Raw genomic sequence first — 21,290 nt, forward strand, 5'->3', positions numbered from 1 at the left:
ACCCGACAGACCAGTGGAGAGCCACTGCGCTATCGGGTTGTGTCTACTTGCTCTCATGCAATGAAAACAACAAGGCGAGATTATTTAGTCAACGAAACCTGTTTAAAGATCAACTTAGAGCCGTTGTAAATCAGTTTCGCCAGCAGCTTTTTAGCATCTTGAACCCCTTGTTCATCAAACTCGACACCGATATAAAAATTGGATGTTCTGCGGCTGATGCTGCGGACAAAGCCCGTCAAGGTATACACCATATCAAGCTCCTTGTGAGGCACCTCAATTTCGACCGTTTGATTCAGTTCAAACTGGCCTTCCAAAATGCCTAAACGAAAGCAGCACCCATGCTGTGATAAATCATGGATATTAATCAAAAGCGGGCGATTGTTGCAGTTAACAGCAGCCTTCAGATCAACCTCATATCTAGGTTCCGTACGCAATTGACGGATACTGGCTTTTTGCGGCATGTAAAGGGAGATGATTTCCATCGGTTCATGGATTACATCCATGATTTGGGTCGAAAACTGAATTAGCGCCCCTTCCCCTTTCTGCGATTCCGTTTTAACGCTTACCCTGAAACCTTCATTAAAGAACAACTTTTTCTCGGTCGCACTTAGCTCCTGCGGAAAGGCCAACAAGATATAGCTTTCCAAATCTGTCCCTAAGTACATGGTTTCACATCGGAATCGACTGCCAAGTGCGTTGGTAATATGCAACACAAATTCAGCACCACAAGACAATATTGGCATCGCCTCTGTGCCGCGTATCTCTCGCTCCCTATCCTGAGTTAATCGTGAGAACACCGATTTATTTTTATCTAAGCCCAAACCTATACCTTTACCAACTACTTCTATATCCCAATCATCCTAAAGACTAGGAAGTAAAGGGAATATGACTACCAGGCAACCATAAATCAAGGTTATGCATCCGCATTCTTGATATCACGCAACTCAATAGGAGTATAAACAACCAAACACCAAACTGGGTTGGTGGATCTTGATGAATTTACAACCAACACCTATCAGACTAAGTGTAGCTATGAAATCGGTAGGATAAGAGAAAAGAGCTAACATGTTAGATTGGAAACACCATAGCGAGGGGAGAGTACTACCTTGTTACTACCTTACCAAAGTATCGACGTTCATTTTCTAACCGGAGTTTTAGTGTCGGCCATATTTCCAATGTCATGGGTACTTCCGGTTGCTTCCCGAAGAAATCATTGAACATTAAGTTTCCTAAATTATCGTAGCCTGAATAGACGCCCAGACTAAAACTGAACTGCCGATCTCTTTTAACGATATCGCTCTGACTAAGCACAGATTTAAAAGACACATCACCATCTACCACCGCGCCGTAAAAATCGATCGCATAATCCGCATACATGGTATAGAAAGGATGGCCTTCAGTTCCCTCCCTATAAATTTTACTCGGATTCGCCTTGGCTTCCGGGTTCATGCTAATTCTGACCGTGGTAATAAAACGATTGTAGGGGTCTTTAAGCGTGCCTACCTGTCCATCTACCCAGTCTGAACGCACATCTATTCTGTTCATTTGCACCGCAATATCTATTCCTAAATCCGGATAGATAAATCGGTCACTTCCACTTGAACCGTAAGCTTTTTGATAACCCTCATCCTCTCCAATGTAAACATAGTCATCGCCTAATACCTCAATCCATTTATATAAAGGCTCTTTGAAGCTAAGTGGCTTACCATCAAAGGTTAGAGAGTCGCCAGAAATACTAAGCCTGACAGCGCTTTTAGCTGTACTAGGCTCTGCCGCAGAAAAACATGAGATAAAGATAACCAGCAGTAACCAACATTGCTTCACCTTGACACCACCTTGCCAAAATAACGGCGTTCATTTTCTAACCGGAGTTTTAGTGTCGGCCATATTTCCAATGTCATGGGTACTTCCGGTTGCTTCCCGAAGAAATCATTGAACATTAAGTTTCCTAAATTCTCGTAGCCTGAATAAACGCCCAGACTAAAACTGAACTGCCGATCTCTTTTAACGATATCGCTCTGACTAAGCACAGATTTAATAGACACATCACCATCTACCACCGCGCCGTAAAAATCGATCGCATAGTCCGCATACATGGTATAGAAAGGATGGTCTTCAGTCCCCTCCTCGTATATTTTACTTGGATTCGCCTTGGCTTCCGGGTTCATGCTAATTCTGACCGTGGTAATATAGCGATTGTAAGGGTCTTTAAGCGTGCCTACCTGTCCATCTATCCAGTCTGAACGCACATCTTTAATGTTCACTTGCACCGCAATATCTATCCCTAAATCTGGAAATATAAACCTATCAATAGAAAATGCATTGAAGGGCCTCTCTGGGCCTTGAATAAAGTCATCGCCTAATACCTCTATCCATTTACTCAATGGCTCTTTAAAGCTAAGTGGTTTACCATCAAAGGTTAGAGAGTCGCCAGTAATGCTAAGCCTGACAGCGCTTTTAGCTGTACTAGGCTCTGCCGCAGAAAAACATGAGAGAAAGATAAGCAGCAGTAACCAACAATGCTTCACCTTGATACCACCTTGCCAAAGTATCGACGTTCATTTTCTAACCGGAGTTTTAGTGTCGGCCATATTGCCAGTCTCATGGGTATTTCCGGCTTCTCCCCGTAGAAGTCATTGAACATTAAGCTTCCTAAATTCTCGTAGCCTGAATAGACGCCCAGAGTAAAACTGAATTTCCGATTTCTTTTAACGATATCGCTCTGACTAAGCACAGATTTAATAGACACATCACCATCCACCACCGCACCGTAAAAATCGATCGCATAATCCACATACATGGTATAGAAAGGATGGCCTTCAGTCCCCTCCCTATAAATTTTACTCGGATTCGCCTTGGCTTTTGGGTTCATGCTAATTCTGACCGTGGTAATAAAACGATTGTAGGGATCTTTAAGCGTGCCTACCTGTCCATCTACCCAGTCTGAACGCACATCTTTAATGTTCACTTGGATAGCAATATCTATCCCTAAATCCGGATAGATAAATCGCTCACTTCCACTTAAATCGTAAGCTTTTTGATAACCCTCATCCTCACCGATGTAAACATAGTCATCGCCTAATACCTCAATCCATTTATATAAAGGCTCTTTGAAGCTAAGTGGCTTACCATCAAAGGCTAGAGAGTCGCCAGAAATACTAAGCCTGACAGCACTTTTAGCTATACTAGGCTCTGCCACAAAAAAGCATGAGAGAAAGATAAGCAGCAGTAGCCAACAGTGCTTCACCTTCTTGTATCCCCATTAAATAAGCGGATAGAGCGATTTAAATTGACTTCCCTCACACGCCTTTCCCTCTTCTACTCACCTATTTAGGTATTGATTATGAAGGAAAATAAACGACACTGGATTTATCGGTTTCGCGTTAAATTACAAAGCCTCGGGGAACCCCTCATTAGGCTTGAGGGGTTAATGCGCTAATTGCAGATACGATGGAGGTGCTTCAAAGAAATGACACAGAAGTTCAAGCATCAATAGTGAGGTTGAGAAACAAAGCCTCATGGCATGCCACCAATACCTCTCAAGCGCGACACTCACTCGCATCAAGAGCTTAGTAATCCTCTATATGAAGACACATATATACCGAGCCTGAACCATAGTGGATAGGCGCGACGGCTGTCGGAACGGATTCAAACCCTTGTTTTTGCCAAAACGCCTTGCTGATGTCAGACGCCACCAGCGAGAGCGTGCGATAGCCTTGCTCTTTTGCGACATCTCTGAGGACAGACAATAAACGTGTCGCAATGCCTTCAAGACGGTTATCTCGTTCAACAACCAGATCATGAAGCAACAGGTTTGAGCAACGGAACGGCTCCGCTTCAGGTTTTACAAGACTCGGATATTGATTAATCGGGTATGAGAAGGCGATCAGATAAGCCACGACGCTATCTTTCTTTTCAGCGACAAAACTGACGTTTTGACCCACCGAGACTTTAGATCTCAGTACCGCTTCACTTTCAGGATCTAAGTGATAATAAGCCTGATGCTGTAAGGCCATGATCGAAGACCAATCGGGCACAGCAATATTTCGAATGTACATGTCCAACTCCGCTACAACATACTGCGATGTGTTTCTTCAAGCGATTATAAATAAAGAAGAAACAGAACAAACCAATGGCGCTGAATACCTTATACTCAAACTACCTAGCAGCTTCAGCCTCGCGAACTGAAAAAGCACAGGGCTCTGAGATAAAGATAGTGTTCCCACCTTCAAGCCGCACTATCAAGCCAGTACATATTTAACAAATTCTTATCATTGAAGCACTCAACAATGCGGATTCCTACAAGCAAGATTTACGCTTTGCTAAGCTCGTCCTTCAAACCCGAGATTTTTCGACAGATGCGACAGGAAACGTAGATATACCGACACACTCACCCCTCGATTTATTCTGTCTATCGCATTCACAATTCTTTGCATTATTTCTCAGACACAAGTAAGTTGCTGTGTATCAGTCGCCTCGTCAGCGACTTAGCGATACACGGAGAGAAAAATGAAAAAGATTGACATGGCAGACGATGGCTTACAGTTTTCACCACTGATTCAAGGCTATTGGCGTCAAATGGCTTGGAATATGTCACCGCAAGCCTTGCTAACTTTCATTGAGCAGCACCTAGAGTTAGGGATCACCACTGTCGATCACGCCGACATTTATGGTGATCACCAATGCGAAGCAGCCTTTGGAAAAGCGCTTGCGCTATCGCCTTCATTGCGTGATCAACTAGAGATTGTGACCAAAGCAGATATTCGCATCCCTTCTTCACCAATTGGTCAAGTCCGTACCGCGCACTACGATACTTCCGCAGCACATCTTCGTGAGTCAGTTGAAAACTCTCTGAAGCATTTTCACACTGACCACCTTGATGTACTGCTGATTCATCGTCCTGATTTTCTCATGAATGCCGATGAAGTCGCTCGCGAGTTTGAGTCGCTCAAGCAATCTGGCAAGGTGCGCCATTTTGGTGTGTCCAACTTCACGCCAAGTCAATTCGAACTGCTACAGTCGCGATTAGATGATGCGTTGATCACCAACCAAGTCGAGTTCAACCCTGTGAATATGGGCGTGCTAGAAGATGGGACTTTTGACCAATTACAGATGCACCGCGTTAAGCCGATGATCTGGTCATGTCTCGCTGGTGGTGCAATTTTCGCCAAAGAGACAGCGCAAACACAGCGACTGTATGACACCCTAGCGACGATTGGTGAGGAACTGGGTGGCGTCGGTATCGATCAAGTCATCTTTGCTTGGATTCTAAAAATGCCAGTGAATCCATTACCGATTCTCGGCACAAGCAACATCGAACGCGTAAAGGATGCCGTTAACGCGCTGTCACTCACCTTAACCCATGAACAGTGGTATCGAATCTGGGTAGCGTCAAAAGGTCATGGCGTGCCATAAGGTCCATTCCTTGTCGTTAATTGGATTAGGTTACGATCAACTCGGGGCGAATCTGGTGTTGATCTTCTAGAAACCCAACTGTCAAACTTGCGTCAAATAGGCAGTTGGGTGTAAAACCTATCCCAGATTCACGATGAGGTACTATTGTTCACAATGCATATCCGCGACAAATTCAATCAATTACTGCAAAACCAAGCACTCAAGCACAAACTCTATGTCATCATATTTGGCACCCACACGAAAGCTGGGCGTCGCTTTGATCTCGTGTTGATTATTGCAATCATTGTGTCTTTGGGGTTAATGTTCTTTGATTCTACGCTTCCTTACAACAGCGCCCTTTCAGCGAAACTGCGCTATATAGAGCTGCTTTTTGCACTGCTATTTACCGCAGAATACATTGTTCGCCTCTACTGCTCCCCTCATCCGAAAGCCTATGCAAAAAGCTTTTACGGTGTGATTGATCTCCTGGCGATCTTGCCGACCTATATCGCCCTCCTCTTCCCGCCAGCGTCTTTTATGGCAGCGATCAGGCTACTTCGCGTCATGCGCATTTTCCGCATTCTTAAACTTGTTCGATATCTACAAGATTCGAATATATTGATGCGTTCACTCTTGATGTCACGCCGGAAGATTTTCATCTTCTTTTCGACAGTTGCGATTCTTGTCACTATTTTCGGCGCCCTGATCTATGCGATTGAGGGGCCACATAACGGCTTCACTAGTATCCCACAAAGCATATACTGGGCAATTGTCACCATTACGACTGTCGGTTATGGCGATATTGTGCCGCAAACTGCTCTAGGCAAGGCTGTTGCATCCCTTACCATGCTACTGGGTTACTCAATATTGGCGGTGCCAACAGGTATCATCACCGCGGAACTCAATAATGAGATGTCCGCCCACCGCAATCTCGTCAAATGCCCCAATTGCTCGCGCAATGGCCATGAAGCTGATGCACTTTACTGCAAGCACTGTGGCAGTGAACTGGCGACCCCAAGCGAACGCGTTATCCCCATCGACGATGAGGAGTCCAAATAGATCAAGCCTACGCTGAGGTGGCGCTTGTTACGTTCATAAAAAACGGGACGCAAATGCGTCCCGTTATTCGTCTTTTGACATCGCAATAGGCAAATTAGAGTTCAAAGTCGCTAAAGCTATCGTCTTCAATCTCTTCACGATCAAGCTTCGCGACCAAATCGTCGTGGCCACCAATGTATTGACCATCAAGAATAATTTGCGGCACCGTATTAACGGTGACACGCGCCACTTCTTCGATGAAAGTGATCATTGCCTCTTTCTCTAAATCTTGTCCCAGTACAAGCGTGGTGTACTCTGTGCCACGCGCATCCAAAATGGCTTTCGCTTTAACACAGTAAGGGCAGTTAGGTTGGGTGATCACTAAATTATTATATTGATGTAATGACATTGACTTCTCATTGAATCGCTAACGGTTAATTGCCTCAAGTGTACTGCTGCCGAGTGGGATTTCAACCATCACTTTCCACTTCCCTCACCAACACAATGCAAAACTTGCCCTGCTTCTCCCCACCAGATTTTCTTCTATAAATCGACGATATAACGAAAAGTTAAATTAATCCGAGGCTTATCAATCTTGCGCATTTTAGGTAGCGCATGTTCCCACTCTGTCTGGGTATCACCTTGCATGATTAATAAGCTGCCATGCGGCAAAAAAAACTCGACCTTTTCTGTCTTATCACGACGTCTAAACACAAACTTTCTCTCTGCACCCAAGCTCACGGAAGCGATCACTGGCTGATGTCCGAGCGCCTTTTCATTGTCTCGGTGATATCCCATGTAATCCATTCCATCGCGATACAGGTTAATAAGCACACTATTTATAGGTATATTGTATGTCTCTTCTATGCGCGTTTTTATATCCATCAATGCCGGATGCCAAGGCTCTGGCGTCATCTCCAATCCTGAATAGGTATATTTTTTATCTCCCATCCATGCTTGTAATCTAGGTTGAAGCACTGATTTTCCAAACATTTTTATACTTAAATGCTGCCATTCGATCTCATTCTGAAATTTCGCAAATAGCGAGTCCGCCAGTTCTTGCGCCAAGAAATGCTGATCAAATTCAACATTCAGTCCTTCAGACTTTTTTTGAGTCAATTTTAAACTCCTAACCCTTTGAGTAAGTGATAAAAGTAACAGTCAGTATTGAGTGAAAAATTAGTTGTTGAGGCAAAAAGTTATGCAACAAACTTATAGTTTTCACATTTTCTATGCATCTGAGATCGAAAATTAAGACAAAACAAAGGTAATTATTTGGTTCTGCCCTAGAGTTAATTCGCGAAACGCAGCAAGGCGCCTGTTGCGATTTCAGTTTATGTCAGATGAATTTTAAGGATGATAAGGTATGAACCCGGATCAGGTAAATAAACCAAGTTTTGCCTTCAAGGCATTCAAAATGAGTGCATTGACTGGCGCTTGTTTATTGGCTTTTAACAGCTACGCCGCGATTGATTGTACTAACATTCCAGCATGGGATGCTGGAGCAGTTTACAACGGTGGTGAGCAAGTTCAGCAAAATGACGTTGCCTACAAGGCAAAGTGGTGGACACAAGGTGAAGACCCTGCCACAACTGGCGATTGGGGTGTTTGGGGTACAGTAGATCAGTGTGACACTGTTGTTTTACCGCCAGATAACCTAGTACCAACCGTTTCGCTGACCTCTCCAACCGCAAATCAAACTTTCCAAGTTGGCGACACTGTTAACATGACAGCGAACGCCGCGGATGAAGATGGCACCGTTGCTCGTGTCGACTTCCTCGTCAATGGCCAAGTTGTTGCATCAAGCACTCAAGCGCCTTACAGCGCGAGCTGGGTGGCAGAGCAAGGCACACAAACTGTTTCTGCCATCGCTTATGATGACAAAGACGCCGCTTCCGTTGTTAGCGCGGCAGCTATCGTTGTTGAAGGCCCTGTCGGCAACGTCGCACCAAACGCAACCATTTCTCTCAGCGCATCACAAGTTGTGGTTGGCTCAACAGTCAGCATTGCAGCTACTGCAGAAGACAGTGACGGCACTGTCGCGCAAGTTGAGTTCTTCCTTGATGGCGTATTAGTACAAACGCAAACCCAAGCACCATTTGGTTTCGATTGGCTAGCTGATACCGCAGGTAACTACACCCTTTCTGTTGTTGCGACTGACAACGAAGGCGCAACGGGCACGGCACAAGCCGCGCTTCGTGTTGTTGCTGAGTCTGCTGGCACCAACTGTCGTCCAACCGGTTTGTACCAAACACCAAACGTTGACGTACCTTACTGTACTCAGTACGACGCTGATGGTCGTGAGATCCTCGCCAATAACCTACCTCGCCGTATCATTGGTTACTTCACGAGCTGGCGTAACGATGGTAGCGATCAAACTAGCTACCTCGTCAATGACATCCCATGGGAGCAGCTCACTCACATCAACTACGCGTTTGCGGGTGTGAAAGCTGACGGTACCATCAACATTGGTGATGTGACGGATCCAACAAACCCTGCAACTGGCCTTGAGTGGGCAGATGTTGAGATCGATCCGACACTTGGCTTCAAAGGTCACTTCGGTGCACTCGCAACAGCGAAGAAGAAGCATGGTGTTAAAACGCTGATTTCTATCGGTGGTTGGGCAGAAACCGGTGGTCACTTCGGTGCAGACGGTAACCGTGTCAATGATGGTGGCTTCTACACCATGACGACCAACGCAGATGGTACGCCAAACATGGCGGGTATCCAGAAGTTTGCGAAAGAGTCTGTCGCCTTCATCCGTAAATACCAGTTTGATGGTGTTGATATTGACTACGAATACCCAACCTCTATGTCAGGCGCGGGTAACCCTATGGACTTCGTCTTCTCAGACGCGCGTCGTGCTTACTTGATGAACTCTTACAAGATCCTCATGAAAGAGCTTCGTGTCGAACTCGACAAAGCCAGTGCGGAAGATGGCGTACACTACATGCTGACCATCGCCTCGCCATCATCAGGTTACCTACTACGTGGTATGGAAACCATGGATATCACCAAGTACCTCGACTACGTCAACATCATGACGTACGACTTACACGGCGCTTGGAATGACCATGTCGGACCAAATGCTGCACTGTATGACACAGGTGAAGATTCAGAGCTTGCCGCTTGGAACGTCTATGGCACTGCGGCGTACGGTGGCATCGGCTACTTGAACACAGACTGGGCCTACAACTATTTCCGCGGTTCAATGCCTGCTGGTCGTATCAACATCGGTGTACCTTACTACACCCGTGGCTGGCAAGGAGTGACTGGTGGTACCAACGGCCTTTGGGGTAAAGCCGCATTGCCTAACCAAGCCGAGTGTCAAGCGGGGACTGGCGAAGGCGAGAAGAACAACTGTGGTAACGGTGCAATGGGTATCGACAACCTATGGCACGACCTTGATGAGCAAGGTCGCGAAATGGGTGCAGGTTCTAACCCAATGTGGCATGCGAAGAACCTTGAGCACGGTGTGCTAGGTTCATACCTGGATGCTTATGGCTTAGACCCAGCTAACAACCCTGTTCATGCTCTTGTCGGTGATTACCAACGCTTCTACGATGCTGTTGCTGTCGCGCCATGGCTATGGAACGCAGAGAAGAATGTTTTCCTATCTACGGAAGATAAAGACTCTGTTAACGTGAAAGCTGACTACATCGTTGATAAAGGTATCGGTGGTGTGATGTTCTGGGAGCTTGCGGGTGACTACAACTGTTACATCGTCGATGCTACAGGTAAGCGTGGTTTTGTTGACGCAACCGAACAAGCGTGTATGACGGGCACAGGTGAGTACCACATGGGTAATACCATGACGACTGCCTTCTACGACAAGTTTGTTAATGCGGCGCCTTATAACGTCAACCAAGCAAACATCACTATGCCAACTGAAGCGCTCGACATCAGTGTTAGCATCGATGGATTCAAAGTGGGTGACCAAAACTACCCAATCAATCCTAAGATCACGTTCACTAACAACACTGGCGTTGACCTACCAGGCGGCACTCAGTTCCAATTCGATATTCCAACCTCAGCACCTGACAACGCGAAAGACCAATCAGGTGGCGGTCTAGCGGTTATCGCGTCTGCGCACTCAGGTAACAATATCGGTGGCCTTAAAGGTGAACTTCACCGTGTAGCCTTCTCACTACCTACGTGGAAAGCACTACCAGCGGGCGGTTCTTATGAGTTGGATATGGTTTACTACCTACCAATCTCAGGTCCTTCAAGCTACACAGTGAATGTCAACGGTGTGGACTACGCCTTTGCATTCGAGTACCCAGAACTCCCCATCGGCGACCCAAGCGCAGGTAACGGCGGCGGCAACGGTGGTGGCAATGGCGGTACTTGTGATACAGCTGGCCTAGTGACTTACCCTAACTTCCCGCAAACGGACTGGCAGGGTAACCCAAGTCACGCAAACCAAGGTGACAAAGTCATCCACAACAACACCGTATTCCAAGCAAACTGGTGGACAGCATCAACACCAGGCAGTGACGGAAGCTGGTCAAGTGTGTGTACTTTCTAAGGGTACCTAAACTCTTAGTGACATAACACGCAATAATCAAACAGGTCCTCTACAACAGAGGACCTGTTTTTTTGATTCGATTCAAAAAAGTGGCATTTTTTTGCCGCTAGTGCCAAAAAAACGTACCTTTGCTTTTTAATCAAACACTTAGTTTTGATACATATATGGTTACAAAATCACCTTCATGCTGTTGAAGGGGTAGACTACTGAAAACACAGTCAATTATTTGCCATTTTTATTGGCACGCTGTTTGCTAGCCTTTTTGAGCATATTTAGCACGCTAGATATAGGCAGACATTATGATAAAGTACGTATTTTGCGCCATCCGGGCTACGATTAACACTAAGTACGCGAAAACCATGAAACACCTAATAACACATTTGGGATTACTGCTGACTCTCTCTTTAACGACAATTGGTTGCGTAACAACGAGCCAAGCAAGTTATATCGATGACCAGTCAACAGTCTCCATCAGTGCAACCTACAACACATTGGATTTGCACGGAAAACTGGATTACGCCGTCTTCATGAAAGCGCTACGCGCCTACAATGAGGTCGAAAACGTTGAAAACCCTTATTTGACCATTATTGACTACACAAAGCCTTCTTCTGAAAAGCGTTTCTTTGTTATCGATATGCAAAATATGGAAGTTGTTTACAATACACTGGTTGCACATGGGAAAAACAGCGGCACAGAGTACGCAACCGATTTCTCCAACACAGTCAACTCCAAAAAGACGTCACTTGGCGTGTTTTTGACAGATACCACTTACGATGGCAGTAACGGCTACTCATTACGATTAGACGGGCTAACCCCCGGGTTAAACGATAATGCTCGTCAGCGCTACATTGTGGTGCATGGGGCAGACTATGCTGAAGAGGATTTCTTAGCGTCTAATGGCCAATTAGGGCGTAGTTGGGGTTGCCCAGCCGTTCCCAATACCGTTGCCCGTGAAGTCATTGATACGATCAAAGGCGGCAGCGTGATTTTTGCTCACGGCTAAAAGTACTATCCTGCTAAAGTGCTCAAATTAGAACAAGAACAGGCCTATCGAGGCCTGTTTTTTTATGGGCGAAAAACCGCCACAGCTCAAACTACTTCCGTGCTATGCAGCCATTTCGATCGCACAAGATCGCTGTTTCGCGTACAGCACCAGCCCTGCCATAGCGAGAAAAATCAAGAACAGCGACACGAGCAAGGCAGATTTAAACGACCACCACTGTGCGACAACGCCGGCAACACTGCCACCAACCATACTGCCGACGGTCATCGCATTGGAATAGAACGCCGAGGCAGCACCACTGCGGGTCGGTAACGCATCTTGAAACAAACTCACGGCAAGTCCGATGAAAATACCAAAGAACACACCATTGAACACTTGAATACCCATTAGCTGCAGAGGGGTTGTCGCCCACTGCACGAGCAGATAAAACAAGGCTGCATTGACAAAAGCTATTAAAATCAATCGCAAACTGCCAAAACGGCTTGCAGACCACCCGGCAAAAAGCATCAAAGGAATCTCAAGTCCCGCAGCTAAACCCAGTAGCACGCCTGGCAGACTAATGTCTAACCCTAACTCTTTGGTCACATAAATTGGCATTGCCGTGACATAGAGGCTATTCGCCATACACGCAAAGAAGGTCACGCCACCTAACAACCAAATGGAAAGTGGCATCTTGGCGCTGGCAGCCTTGGACGCCGCCTCTTGCGCGACCGAGGTGGTATCAGGTAACCAGAAGTAAGCCAAAATAAGCACAACACATGCAATAACCGCAGAGATCAAAAAGCAGGCATCGAAACCCCACTGAGCAGCAACGGCAAATGCGACGGGCGGCCCCACGACCCAAACTAATGAAATGGCGCTACGCATCTGAGCATTAAACTTAGTGCTATCTTTACCTTTGCAATTCGCATATTTGCGGATCATCGCCAAACATTGCGGCATAGAAGCGCGGGCAACCGCCATCAAAATCACCCCTGCCAGCATGGCTTGCCAAAAACTGTCTAGTGCCGCAAAAGCTAAACCAGCCAATACGGTTGCACCCACCGTGACAGCGTAAATCACTCTGTCGTTGCTGCCACTGTCAGAGAGGTTGCCAACCTTACGAGAGACAAGGATGCCAGATAAGGCAGTGGCGACGGTAAATACACCGATGTAGACAGGTTCAATACCCAGCACATCGATTAAAAAAAGAGGAATAATCGGCATAGCAAAAGTAAAAGAAAATGCCGTTAATCCATTGATAATAAAAAACCTTACCGACTCATTGAGTAATCGCCCCGACACACTGCCCTCTCTTCGTTTTCACTGCCCATAACCTCTACACACCTTACAACACAATCAATGACACACAGCATGGCTAGAAACGTGATAGACAAAGTAGCCCGCCAGACATGTCATTTGAGTCAAGATGCGGCTGTGGCGTATGATACGTCAATCTTCCATTCCACGCTTTAGAAACCATAACTATTACATGGCATTAGCACTCAACAACACACCCGTGACACAACATCAATATGGTGATATCCACTTTTACCTGAAACGCGATGACCTGCTCCATGCGCATTTCTCTGGAAACAAAGCACGAAAATTGATGTCGGTGTTAGAAAATGACTTCCCTCGTGTTACCACACTGGTTGGCTATGGCTCTCCACAAGCTAACTCGCTGCTTTCTATCGCTGCACTGGCACAGCTCAAAGGATGGCGCTGCCAATTTTACGTCGATCGGATACCCGCTTGGCTAAGAGAGAACCCCATAGGGAACTACGCACACGCGCTAAAGCTCGGCGCTGATGTTCGGGTCGTCGCTGAACAATCACAAGGAGAAGGCCTGAAACCCAGTGAGTTTATTGCACGCTTTAAACAAGCGAACGATGAAAATCTTTGTTTACCTGAAGGGGGACGATCGCCGCTGGCTGAAATTGGAATAAAAGGTCTAGCAGAAGAAATCCTCGCTTGGAAAAAAGCGCAGAAGCTGCAACAACTTCATGTCGCGCTGCCATCAGGCACTGGCACCACTTCCCTCTATCTGCAAAAACACTTGCAAAATGCAAATATCAAGGTGCTTACCTGTGCTTGCGTGGGTGGCGAAGACTACCTCAAGTCCCAATGGCTATCGCTTTCAGACACTTGCCACCCCACAATACTCGCCGCGCCACGCAAGCATCATTTCGGCAAACTTTACCAAGACGATTATCAATGCTGGCAGGACTTAAAACAGACTACTGGCGTTGAGTTCGAACTGCTTTATGATCCACTGATGTGGCACTGCTTAACGCATTACTTTCAGCGGTTCCCAGAGATGAAGCATGTCCCGCTGTTGTATATCCACCAAGGCGGGCTTATTGGTAATGAGAGCATGCTTCCTCGCTATCAACGTCGATTCAAATGACCCAGATCGATGTCGCCCTTTGCATGCTAAGCACTTACTCTTAACGTAAATTGCGGTAAACTGCCGCACATCTAAAGATATAAGGATAACTTCAGTGAAAGCATTTGTTATTGCCGCGATTATTCTCGTGGTCTTTATCATCATTCAACGCTCACTTTCTGGACGTGGGGCCGAAGAAAACATCAAAATAGGTCAAGAATATCTTGCTCAAAATGCAGAGCAAGAAGGGGTAGTAACCACAGACTCTGGCTTGCAGTATCTGGTGCTGGAAGAAGGGACCGGAACGGTTCACCCGAGTGCGAAAGATAAAGTCCGCGTTCACTATCACGGCAAGCTGATTGATGGCACCGTCTTTGATAGCTCCGTCGATCGCGGCGAGCCAATTGACTTCAGCTTAGGTCAAGTCATCAAAGGCTGGACTGAAGGATTGCAATACATGGTAGAAGGAGAAAAGGTACGCCTCTTTATCCCTGCTAACCTTGCCTATGGCAATCGCGGCGTCGGCGCTATTCCTGCAGGTTCTATGCTGATCTTTGATGTTGAGCTTATCAAGATCAACCCGTAACTCAAACGGCATTATGATCACAACTAAGCCCCGCATTCGCGGGGCTCAGACTGCTGACAAAGGTCTAGCTTTCGAGCTAGACCTTTGATCTAATAGGGGTATCGAAATATGGACACTCCGTTATGCTTCAAGAGCCTACTCCGCAACAATACGAACTGGAAATGGTGACGATGGAACAGTTAGTTCCTAAAAACCATTTAGTGCGTAAAATCGATAATGCTATCGACTTCGAATTCATTCGAGATGAAGTCGCTCATCTTTACTGTAAAGATAATGGACGCCCACCTGTTGACCCTGTCCGCCTCTTCAAAATCATCTTACTTGGCTACATCTTTGGCATAAAAGTGAGCGTCAGCTCGTCAAAGAGATTGAAGTGAATGTCGCTTACCGTTGGTTCTTGCGGATGTCATTAACAGAGAAAGTCATTCACGCTTCTACTCTCAGCCAGAACCGCATTCGTCGCTTTAATGGCACGGATGTATTCGAACGTATTTTTATCAATATCGTAGAGCAAGCCATGTCGAAAGGCTTGGTCGCGGGTCAAGAGCTCTTTACGGACAGTACTCATCTCAAAGCGAACGCCAACAAGAATAAACACACCAATAAAGTCACGGCGGTTCGTGCCAGTACCTATCTTGATATGCTGGATGAAGACGTCGCTTTAGACCGAGAAAAAGCAGGTAAGAAGCCACTTAAGGCTCGGGAGTCAGAGCCAAAAACAAAGAATACTAAAACCAGCACCACTGACCCAGAGAGTGGCTTCATGACTCGTGATAATAAGCCTCAAGGCTTCTTTTATCTCGACCATCGAACCGTTGATGGTCAACACGGAATTATTCTCGATACCTACACCACCGCGGGTAACATCAATGACTCACAGCCTTACGTTCAACGCTTAGATTACACGCTTGCCACATTCCAATTGAACCCGATAGCTGTTGGACTGGATGCGGGCTACTTTACTGCTCCAGTGGCGGAGTCACTTGAACGTCGAGCTATTCTTGGCGTGTTCGGTTATCGACGTCCATCTAGAACGAAAAATACGTTCAAAAAGAAACACTTTACTTACGATGCGCAAAGAGACAGCTACCAATGTCCGAATGGTCAGGAGTTGCTTTATAAAACGACCTCACGCGATGCGTATCGAGAATACCACTCAGCCCCCAAAGAATGTGCGTTCTGTCCAATGAGGGATGACTGTACTCAAAGCAGAAATATGAAGAAAGTGATTACACGGCATATCTATAGTGACGCAGTAGAGAGGGCAAACCAAATGCGGCTCTCTTCCTACGGCAAGAAGACTTATAGACGTCGAAGTGAAACAGTAGAACGTAGCTTTGCAGACGCTAAGCAACATCACGGTCATCGTTATGCTCGCTTCCGCGGTCTAGCCAATGTGCAAATGCAATGTTGGTTGGCAGCGGCAGCCCAAAACATCAAGAAGATAGCGCTGGTGATGAACTATCTCCGAAAAATAGGCTTAAACATGGCAGAAATGAGGCAAATACTTGCTTCTGTATGCCTATGTAATGAACGGAAACTTCTGCGCACGACATAGCAAAAAATATCGCGATCGCGACCTACGGTCGCTTCCAAAAAAGAACCCCGCTTAAAAAGCGGGGTTCGTCATCAATCTGAGCCCCGCATTCGCGGGGCTTTTTTTAATGATACTTATCGTGTAACCGCTCTAACTTACCGACAAAATCATCGATCTTTGCTTTACTTACTTGCGTTCTATCGGTCGCGGTATGGTTGATATTGAAAGGCGCGTCACTCAAGTGAAAATGGTAGGAATTGTGGAAGTTCAAATCGACGGTCACTTCACCATCACTCAAACTCAACGAGTAGCCATCGCCATTATCTAACCCGACGACATTGTCTAACTCTATGCCACGTTCGGTATAACGCCCGTGGCGACGTAACGTATCAAACACCTCTAATAAGGTCCGAACATTTATTTGGTTTCTCATAGCAACCCCTCCTCGCGATCGCAGTTGGGATCGCTCTACCACAAGCTTATGCCTTTACGTCACACCTCTCCCCCTTACCGAGGCAAGCTTTGCTTTAGGTCAATTTTTAACCACACCAAGGATCACAAATTTAACAAGCTAGATTCATCTGTCTACTTTTCCTCAACCAATCAAATTCAATCAGACATCAGAAAATACCGACTTCACACGCTTAAAAGCGAGGTGTGTTGCACGTTAATGCATATCGATATCGTTATCACAAATTTTCACCTCTTTCTGCCCTGTCTAAGTTATTGTGCTCGCCCTATCTTATGGTTGAAATTAAATTGAAACAAAAAGGAAACATGTCAGTCATCTAGCCAACAAGGACGAGTACGATGAAAAGCCAAAAACCATCCCAAATATCCCATCTTCCATGCAAAATATTAGTCACCAGTTTATTCTGCGTCACCGCGCTACCTAGCCATGCATCCACTGATAGCCATCTCTCGCAAACTCAACAAGCCGTCTCTGATCACGTCATTGGTGAGCAGCGACAACAACTTGAGATCAACACACAAGGGCAAGGCTTTGGGCCTCAATCACCAAGGGATATAGATAGTATCGATGGCAGCAATACGGTGAAATTTGCCCTCTCACCGGAATATCAAAAGATGAATCTGTGTAATATCCACTTTCATAAAAATGCTGAGCATGCAGGCGGCGAGTTCACTGAGTACGCAGGTAATGGTGACGGGCAAGGCTACTTCACTGGCTATCGCTACGCGAAGCAGCTATCCGACGCAGAAATCGCCCCCATTGAACGAGCTGCTTGCCCTGATAAACATGGCGGTCTTCACCCCGGCGATACGATAGAGGTGCACTATGTGTTTTCTAGCGCGCAGATAGAACCCGGACCGACATTAGGCGCTTGTCTGAGCCCCGCCATCAACAACCCGCAACTCCGTGTGGAAGCACAAGTCATGGTTTTAGTGAACGATAGCGAAGCACTACAGTTCAACGAGTTAGCACACGTCGACAAACACAGTGGCTTCTATCAAGCCACTCGGCTACTCAACAACATGGGCGACCCTATCACCTATGCTGGGTCAACCACGGGGCCAAATTACAATCAGAAAGGCTCACCTCTTCAAGTCACATGGAGTGTCCGCCCGAAAGTGGCAAAAGTCGATATCGACAGTGTCGGCACTTGGTGCGAAGGCAACATTTTTGAAGAAAACCATGCACACGGCGTTAGAAACCTTGTCACTAACCCTGCGTTGCTATCAAAAATCAATTAAGTCATAACAGACGGCCACGGAGAATGTGGCCAGTCTGACCCCTTACTCTCTTGGCGACCACGCGTTGCCAAGGCTGCTCTCTCTTACACTATACCCAGCCGTCTAGCATCGCTCGCCGAACAAACATCCTGCGGTGACTTGACGCTAAGCACCTGCATCACCCATTATCAAGGGTCTTACATTATTATCACTCGTATTTAGGAGCGCTTTTTTGCCTGACGCCACGCCACCCATCAAAGATTGCAACAACATTGATCTCGCAACGCTCCCCATGGGACACCATCAATGTTGGATCCCCCTAGTACAAAATGGCATTGGCAACTGGACCAAAGTCCCGGCCACTATCTTCAAGAGTCGGATACCCGGCCCTACTTTGTTGATTACTGCGGGTATCCATGGCGATGAGCTCAACAGCGTAGTGACGGCACAGCGTATTGCGCGCGAATGGCAAGGCAAAGTAACCTCGGGATGTGTCGTTATTCTTCCTTTGCTCAATCCCAATGGCATGCTTCGTCATAGCCGCCATTTTCACACTGCCGATGGCGATCTGGCCCCCTATAATTTGAATCGCGGCTTTCCTGGTAATGCTGAGGGTACACTGCCAGAACGCTATTGCGCTGCACTCTGGAAGCTTATTCAAGGGATCAAGGCGGATTACTGTCTCGACTTGCATACCCAAACCAAAGGAATGGCCTATCCATTGTTTATCTACGCAGACAAATCCATTCCAGAGTGCGCGTCAATCGCTACATTGATTCAAGCAGACATGTTGCTCGATGATTTAGGGCAAATCGGTGTGTTTGAAACGGAAATGAATCGCGCTGGCATCCCCACGCTAACGCTGGAAATCGGGGCAGGAAAACGGCATCAACCCCATTTGGTTACCCGTGCGGTAGAAGGTATCAGTCGCGTTGCAGCACACTTGGGGTTAATGCATCAGACAACATCATCCCCTCTTATACCAGCGCAATCCGGTAATGCTGTTACGGATGTTAGAGCGGTTAAAGGCGGCTTCGCCCTCGGCAGGGTTGAAATCGGTGACAATATCAGTGCCGGTCAGATCTTATTTGAACAATTCGATAGTTTTGGCAATCTCATTGAAACTTATTGCGCCCCAATCGCCGGAATCGTCGCCAGCATTGCCGAAGACCCCATGCGGGAACCCGGAGGATTATTGGTCCGCATTCTACATAGCGACACCAACTAATCTACATCAGTTTTTTCTAACAAGCTGTTCGTGCCTGTACGGTGTTGTTCTGACTCATCTCTTCATACACTGAATCTATACCAGCAAGTTGTGGAACGCTCACAGCTTGCTGATTTACCCTATTCACCCCGAAGGAGATTGGTCATGGTGACACGCAAAGTAGAACACATTCAAACAGCTCATCCCTCTTCCGATGGGGATGGCGTCAAGATTCGACGCGTCCATGGCTTTAACAATGCGAAGTTCTCGCCCTATTTGATGATAGATGAGTTAAAGTCTGAAAACCCTGACGACTATATTGGTGGTTTTCCACCCCACCCTCATCGTGGCATCGAAACCCTCACCTACATGCTAAAAGGCCACTTTCAACATAAAGACCATATGGGGAATGTCGGCGAACTCCGCAGTGGTGGTGCACAATGGATGTCGGCGGGTAAAGGCGTGATTCATTCTGAAATGCCAATCATGGATCAAGGGGAGCTGCACGGTTTTCAAATCTGGATAAATCTACCAGCAGATGAAAAGAAAAAGCCTGCGCAGTATCACGACTTCCAGCCAGATGTGATTGTCGAGAAGCAGCTTAGCGACATCAGTACCCTTCGAGTGATCAGTGGCGATTTAACTATCGAAGGTGACACCCTAAGCGGCCCGCTACAACAAACGGGGGTCCCGACCACTATTGCCGATTGGCGTGCGAAAGCATCGACCAAGGTGAACGCATGCATCAACCCTGAGCATCAAGCGCTTATCTTTGTTTACCAAGGCGAGATTTCTATCAATAGCACCAGTATTAAAGAAGGGCAGCTTGCGCTGCTATCAGCAGGTGAAGGGCTAGAAATGAAGAGTCTCGGTCCCGCAGGCGCCTTACTGCTAACCGGTATCCCCATTGATGAGCCCGTCGTACACTATGGCCCTTTCGTCATGAACACAATGGAGGAGATCGAGCAAGCCATTCAAGACTACCAAAACGGTGTCTTAACAGATTAGCCTTCCTCAAGTTCGCTGGCGGGCATTTTTGCTCGCCAGATGGACGCTTATATCCGTTCAGTCGTCCTACTATTTTCCTATCAAAACACCTGACACCCTATCACGCGTTTCCAGCCAAAACACAGGATAAAAGTCTAAAATAAAAGACCCAAAAGCCTTTGAATCCATATCACATTATTTCCTGATTGTTTTCACAAAACTTACTATTCTAAATATTACAACACTATTAATTTAAGAGACACAACCCATAAATAACAATAACTTAAATTGATATTTTTACCTAAATGTTAAATTAAGCCTTGAAAAACTGGAGATCTAAGTTAGGATTCTTAACGAACTTTAGTTAGAGGTCTAATCAAATGCTTAATCGAGTGATGTCCACTCCTGCATCAAGCACGTCAAATTGTAAACGTGTTGAAGAAGAACTTTGGGAGTTTCGAAAACCGTCGCTCATGGACGGCGATAACGTCTATGAGCTCATCAAACGCTGCCCGCCTCTCGATACAAACTCCGCTTACTGCAACTTTCTCCAATCATCCCACTTCAACAACACCTGTGTTGTCGCTCAATGCGATGGCGAAATGGCTGGGTTTATTTCTGCGTATATCAAACCCGATAAACCCAATGAGTTGTTTATTTGGCAAGTCGCTGTTTCACCTGATTACCGTGGCAAAGGTCTCGCCTTTCAAATGCTCAATGAGATTTTAATGCGTGATGGGATGGAAACGGTCAACGTGATCGAAACGACCATCACAAAGGACAATCAGGGCTCTTGGGCACTTTTTCGCAAACTTGATCGTCAACACGGCCAAAACGGTGAGGTTTCCACTTTCCTCGACCAAGAAAAGCACTTCAAAGGCAAACACGACACCGAATACCTATATCGTATCCCACTGAATCTAAACGCTTAATATCACTTGGAGGTGAA

20 protein-coding genes are annotated in these 21,290 nt (G+C 46.4%); 11 read left to right on the top strand and 9 right to left on the bottom strand.

Annotated features, from left to right (window positions below):
* Positions 1–80: 80 nt before the first annotated feature.
* The 5 genes from TSUB_RS10160 to TSUB_RS10180 form a co-directional block, all read right to left on the bottom strand.
* On the bottom strand, positions 81–821 hold the full coding sequence (locus TSUB_RS10160; RefSeq protein ID WP_159064992.1) for a PilZ domain-containing protein: 741 nt from the start codon (positions 819–821) through the stop codon (positions 81–83).
* 280 nt (positions 822–1,101) lie between these two features.
* Positions 1,102–1,824: a DUF7738 domain-containing protein gene (locus TSUB_RS10165; RefSeq protein ID WP_087024391.1), complete on the bottom strand. Its 723-nt coding sequence runs from the start codon at positions 1,822–1,824 to the stop codon at positions 1,102–1,104.
* Complete coding sequence (locus tag TSUB_RS10170) at positions 1,821–2,528, bottom strand: DUF7738 domain-containing protein (protein ID WP_221274521.1); 708 nt, start codon at positions 2,526–2,528, stop codon at positions 1,821–1,823. Before TSUB_RS10170 ends, TSUB_RS10165 begins: the two co-directional genes overlap by 4 nt.
* Entirely contained in the window at positions 2,525–3,247 is a 723-nt protein-coding gene (locus TSUB_RS10175) for a DUF7738 domain-containing protein (protein WP_087024387.1), read from the bottom strand. The genes TSUB_RS10170 and TSUB_RS10175 overlap by 4 nt, the downstream gene beginning before the upstream one ends.
* Before the next feature lie 322 nt (positions 3,248–3,569).
* The gene (locus TSUB_RS10180) at positions 3,570–4,058 is read right to left on the bottom strand and encodes a GNAT family N-acetyltransferase (RefSeq protein ID WP_087024385.1); all 489 of its coding nucleotides are present in this window, start codon (positions 4,056–4,058) and stop codon (positions 3,570–3,572) included.
* Positions 4,059–4,509: 451 nt separating this feature from the next.
* On the opposite strand from TSUB_RS10180, the gene TSUB_RS10185 reads away from it, so the two are divergent.
* Positions 4,510–5,415, top strand: coding sequence for an aldo/keto reductase (locus TSUB_RS10185; protein ID WP_087024383.1), 906 nt, complete (start codon positions 4,510–4,512; stop codon positions 5,413–5,415).
* A 153-nt stretch (positions 5,416–5,568) separates the two neighbouring features.
* Positions 5,569–6,453: an ion transporter gene (locus TSUB_RS10190; RefSeq protein WP_414718379.1), complete on the top strand. Its 885-nt coding sequence runs from the start codon at positions 5,569–5,571 to the stop codon at positions 6,451–6,453.
* A 94-nt stretch (positions 6,454–6,547) separates the two neighbouring features.
* On the opposite strand, the gene TSUB_RS10195 is transcribed toward TSUB_RS10190, so the two are convergent.
* The gene (locus TSUB_RS10195; RefSeq protein ID WP_087024381.1) at positions 6,548–6,841 is read right to left on the bottom strand and encodes a glutaredoxin domain-containing protein; all 294 of its coding nucleotides are present in this window, start codon (positions 6,839–6,841) and stop codon (positions 6,548–6,550) included.
* 134 nt (positions 6,842–6,975) lie between these two features.
* A complete protein-coding gene (locus tag TSUB_RS10200) occupies positions 6,976–7,551 on the bottom strand; it encodes an alpha-ketoglutarate-dependent dioxygenase AlkB family protein (protein ID WP_087024379.1) in 576 nt (191 codons plus the stop codon).
* Between the two features lie 247 nt (positions 7,552–7,798).
* On the opposite strand from TSUB_RS10200, the gene TSUB_RS10205 reads away from it, so the two are divergent.
* A complete protein-coding gene (locus TSUB_RS10205; protein ID WP_087024377.1) occupies positions 7,799–10,960 on the top strand; it encodes a chitinase C-terminal domain-containing protein in 3,162 nt (1,053 codons plus the stop codon).
* A gap of 359 nt (positions 10,961–11,319) precedes the next feature.
* A complete protein-coding gene (locus TSUB_RS10210; protein ID WP_087024375.1) occupies positions 11,320–11,964 on the top strand; it encodes a murein L,D-transpeptidase catalytic domain family protein in 645 nt (214 codons plus the stop codon).
* A gap of 102 nt (positions 11,965–12,066) precedes the next feature.
* Here the strand turns inward: TSUB_RS10210 and TSUB_RS10215 are convergent, their stop codons facing one another.
* On the bottom strand, positions 12,067–13,248 hold the full coding sequence (locus TSUB_RS10215) for a sugar efflux transporter (protein WP_159064991.1): 1,182 nt from the start codon (positions 13,246–13,248) through the stop codon (positions 12,067–12,069).
* A 187-nt stretch (positions 13,249–13,435) separates the two neighbouring features.
* On the opposite strand from TSUB_RS10215, the gene TSUB_RS10220 reads away from it, so the two are divergent.
* From TSUB_RS10220 to TSUB_RS10230, 3 genes are all read left to right on the top strand, one after another.
* On the top strand, positions 13,436–14,353 hold the full coding sequence (locus tag TSUB_RS10220; protein WP_087024411.1) for a 1-aminocyclopropane-1-carboxylate deaminase/D-cysteine desulfhydrase: 918 nt from the start codon (positions 13,436–13,438) through the stop codon (positions 14,351–14,353).
* Positions 14,354–14,462: 109 nt separating this feature from the next.
* A complete protein-coding gene (locus TSUB_RS10225; RefSeq protein WP_414718380.1) occupies positions 14,463–14,918 on the top strand; it encodes a BamJ family beta-barrel-assembly machinery protein in 456 nt (151 codons plus the stop codon).
* Between the two features lie 122 nt (positions 14,919–15,040).
* A protein-coding gene (locus TSUB_RS10230; RefSeq protein WP_221274522.1) for an IS1182 family transposase occupies positions 15,041–16,476 on the top strand; the annotation gives its coding sequence in 2 pieces (ribosomal slippage) (positions 15,041–15,257 and positions 15,257–16,476; 1,437 coding nt in all).
* A 103-nt stretch (positions 16,477–16,579) separates the two neighbouring features.
* Here the strand turns inward: TSUB_RS10230 and TSUB_RS10235 are convergent.
* Entirely contained in the window at positions 16,580–16,888 is a 309-nt protein-coding gene (locus TSUB_RS10235; RefSeq protein WP_087023953.1) for a DUF3081 family protein, read from the bottom strand.
* A 377-nt stretch (positions 16,889–17,265) separates the two neighbouring features.
* On the opposite strand from TSUB_RS10235, the gene TSUB_RS10240 reads away from it, so the two are divergent.
* The 4 genes from TSUB_RS10240 to ectA all read left to right on the top strand — a co-directional run bounded on the left by TSUB_RS10240 (position 17,266) and on the right by ectA (position 21,273).
* Positions 17,266–18,168: a delta-class carbonic anhydrase gene (locus TSUB_RS10240; protein ID WP_087023951.1), complete on the top strand. Its 903-nt coding sequence runs from the start codon at positions 17,266–17,268 to the stop codon at positions 18,166–18,168.
* 211 nt (positions 18,169–18,379) lie between these two features.
* The gene (locus tag TSUB_RS10245; RefSeq protein ID WP_087023949.1) at positions 18,380–19,375 is read left to right on the top strand and encodes a succinylglutamate desuccinylase/aspartoacylase family protein; all 996 of its coding nucleotides are present in this window, start codon (positions 18,380–18,382) and stop codon (positions 19,373–19,375) included.
* A 144-nt stretch (positions 19,376–19,519) separates the two neighbouring features.
* Entirely contained in the window at positions 19,520–20,362 is an 843-nt protein-coding gene (locus tag TSUB_RS10250; RefSeq protein ID WP_087023947.1) for a pirin family protein, read from the top strand.
* Positions 20,363–20,721: 359 nt separating this feature from the next.
* Entirely contained in the window at positions 20,722–21,273 is a 552-nt protein-coding gene (gene ectA / locus TSUB_RS10255) for a diaminobutyrate acetyltransferase (protein ID WP_414718330.1), read from the top strand.
* Positions 21,274–21,290: the final 17 nt, after the last annotated feature.

Origin of the sequence: Thaumasiovibrio subtropicus (assembly GCF_019703835.1) — a bacterium.
In the GTDB taxonomy this organism is placed as follows: Bacteria; Pseudomonadota; Gammaproteobacteria; order Enterobacterales; family Vibrionaceae; genus Thaumasiovibrio; species Thaumasiovibrio subtropicus.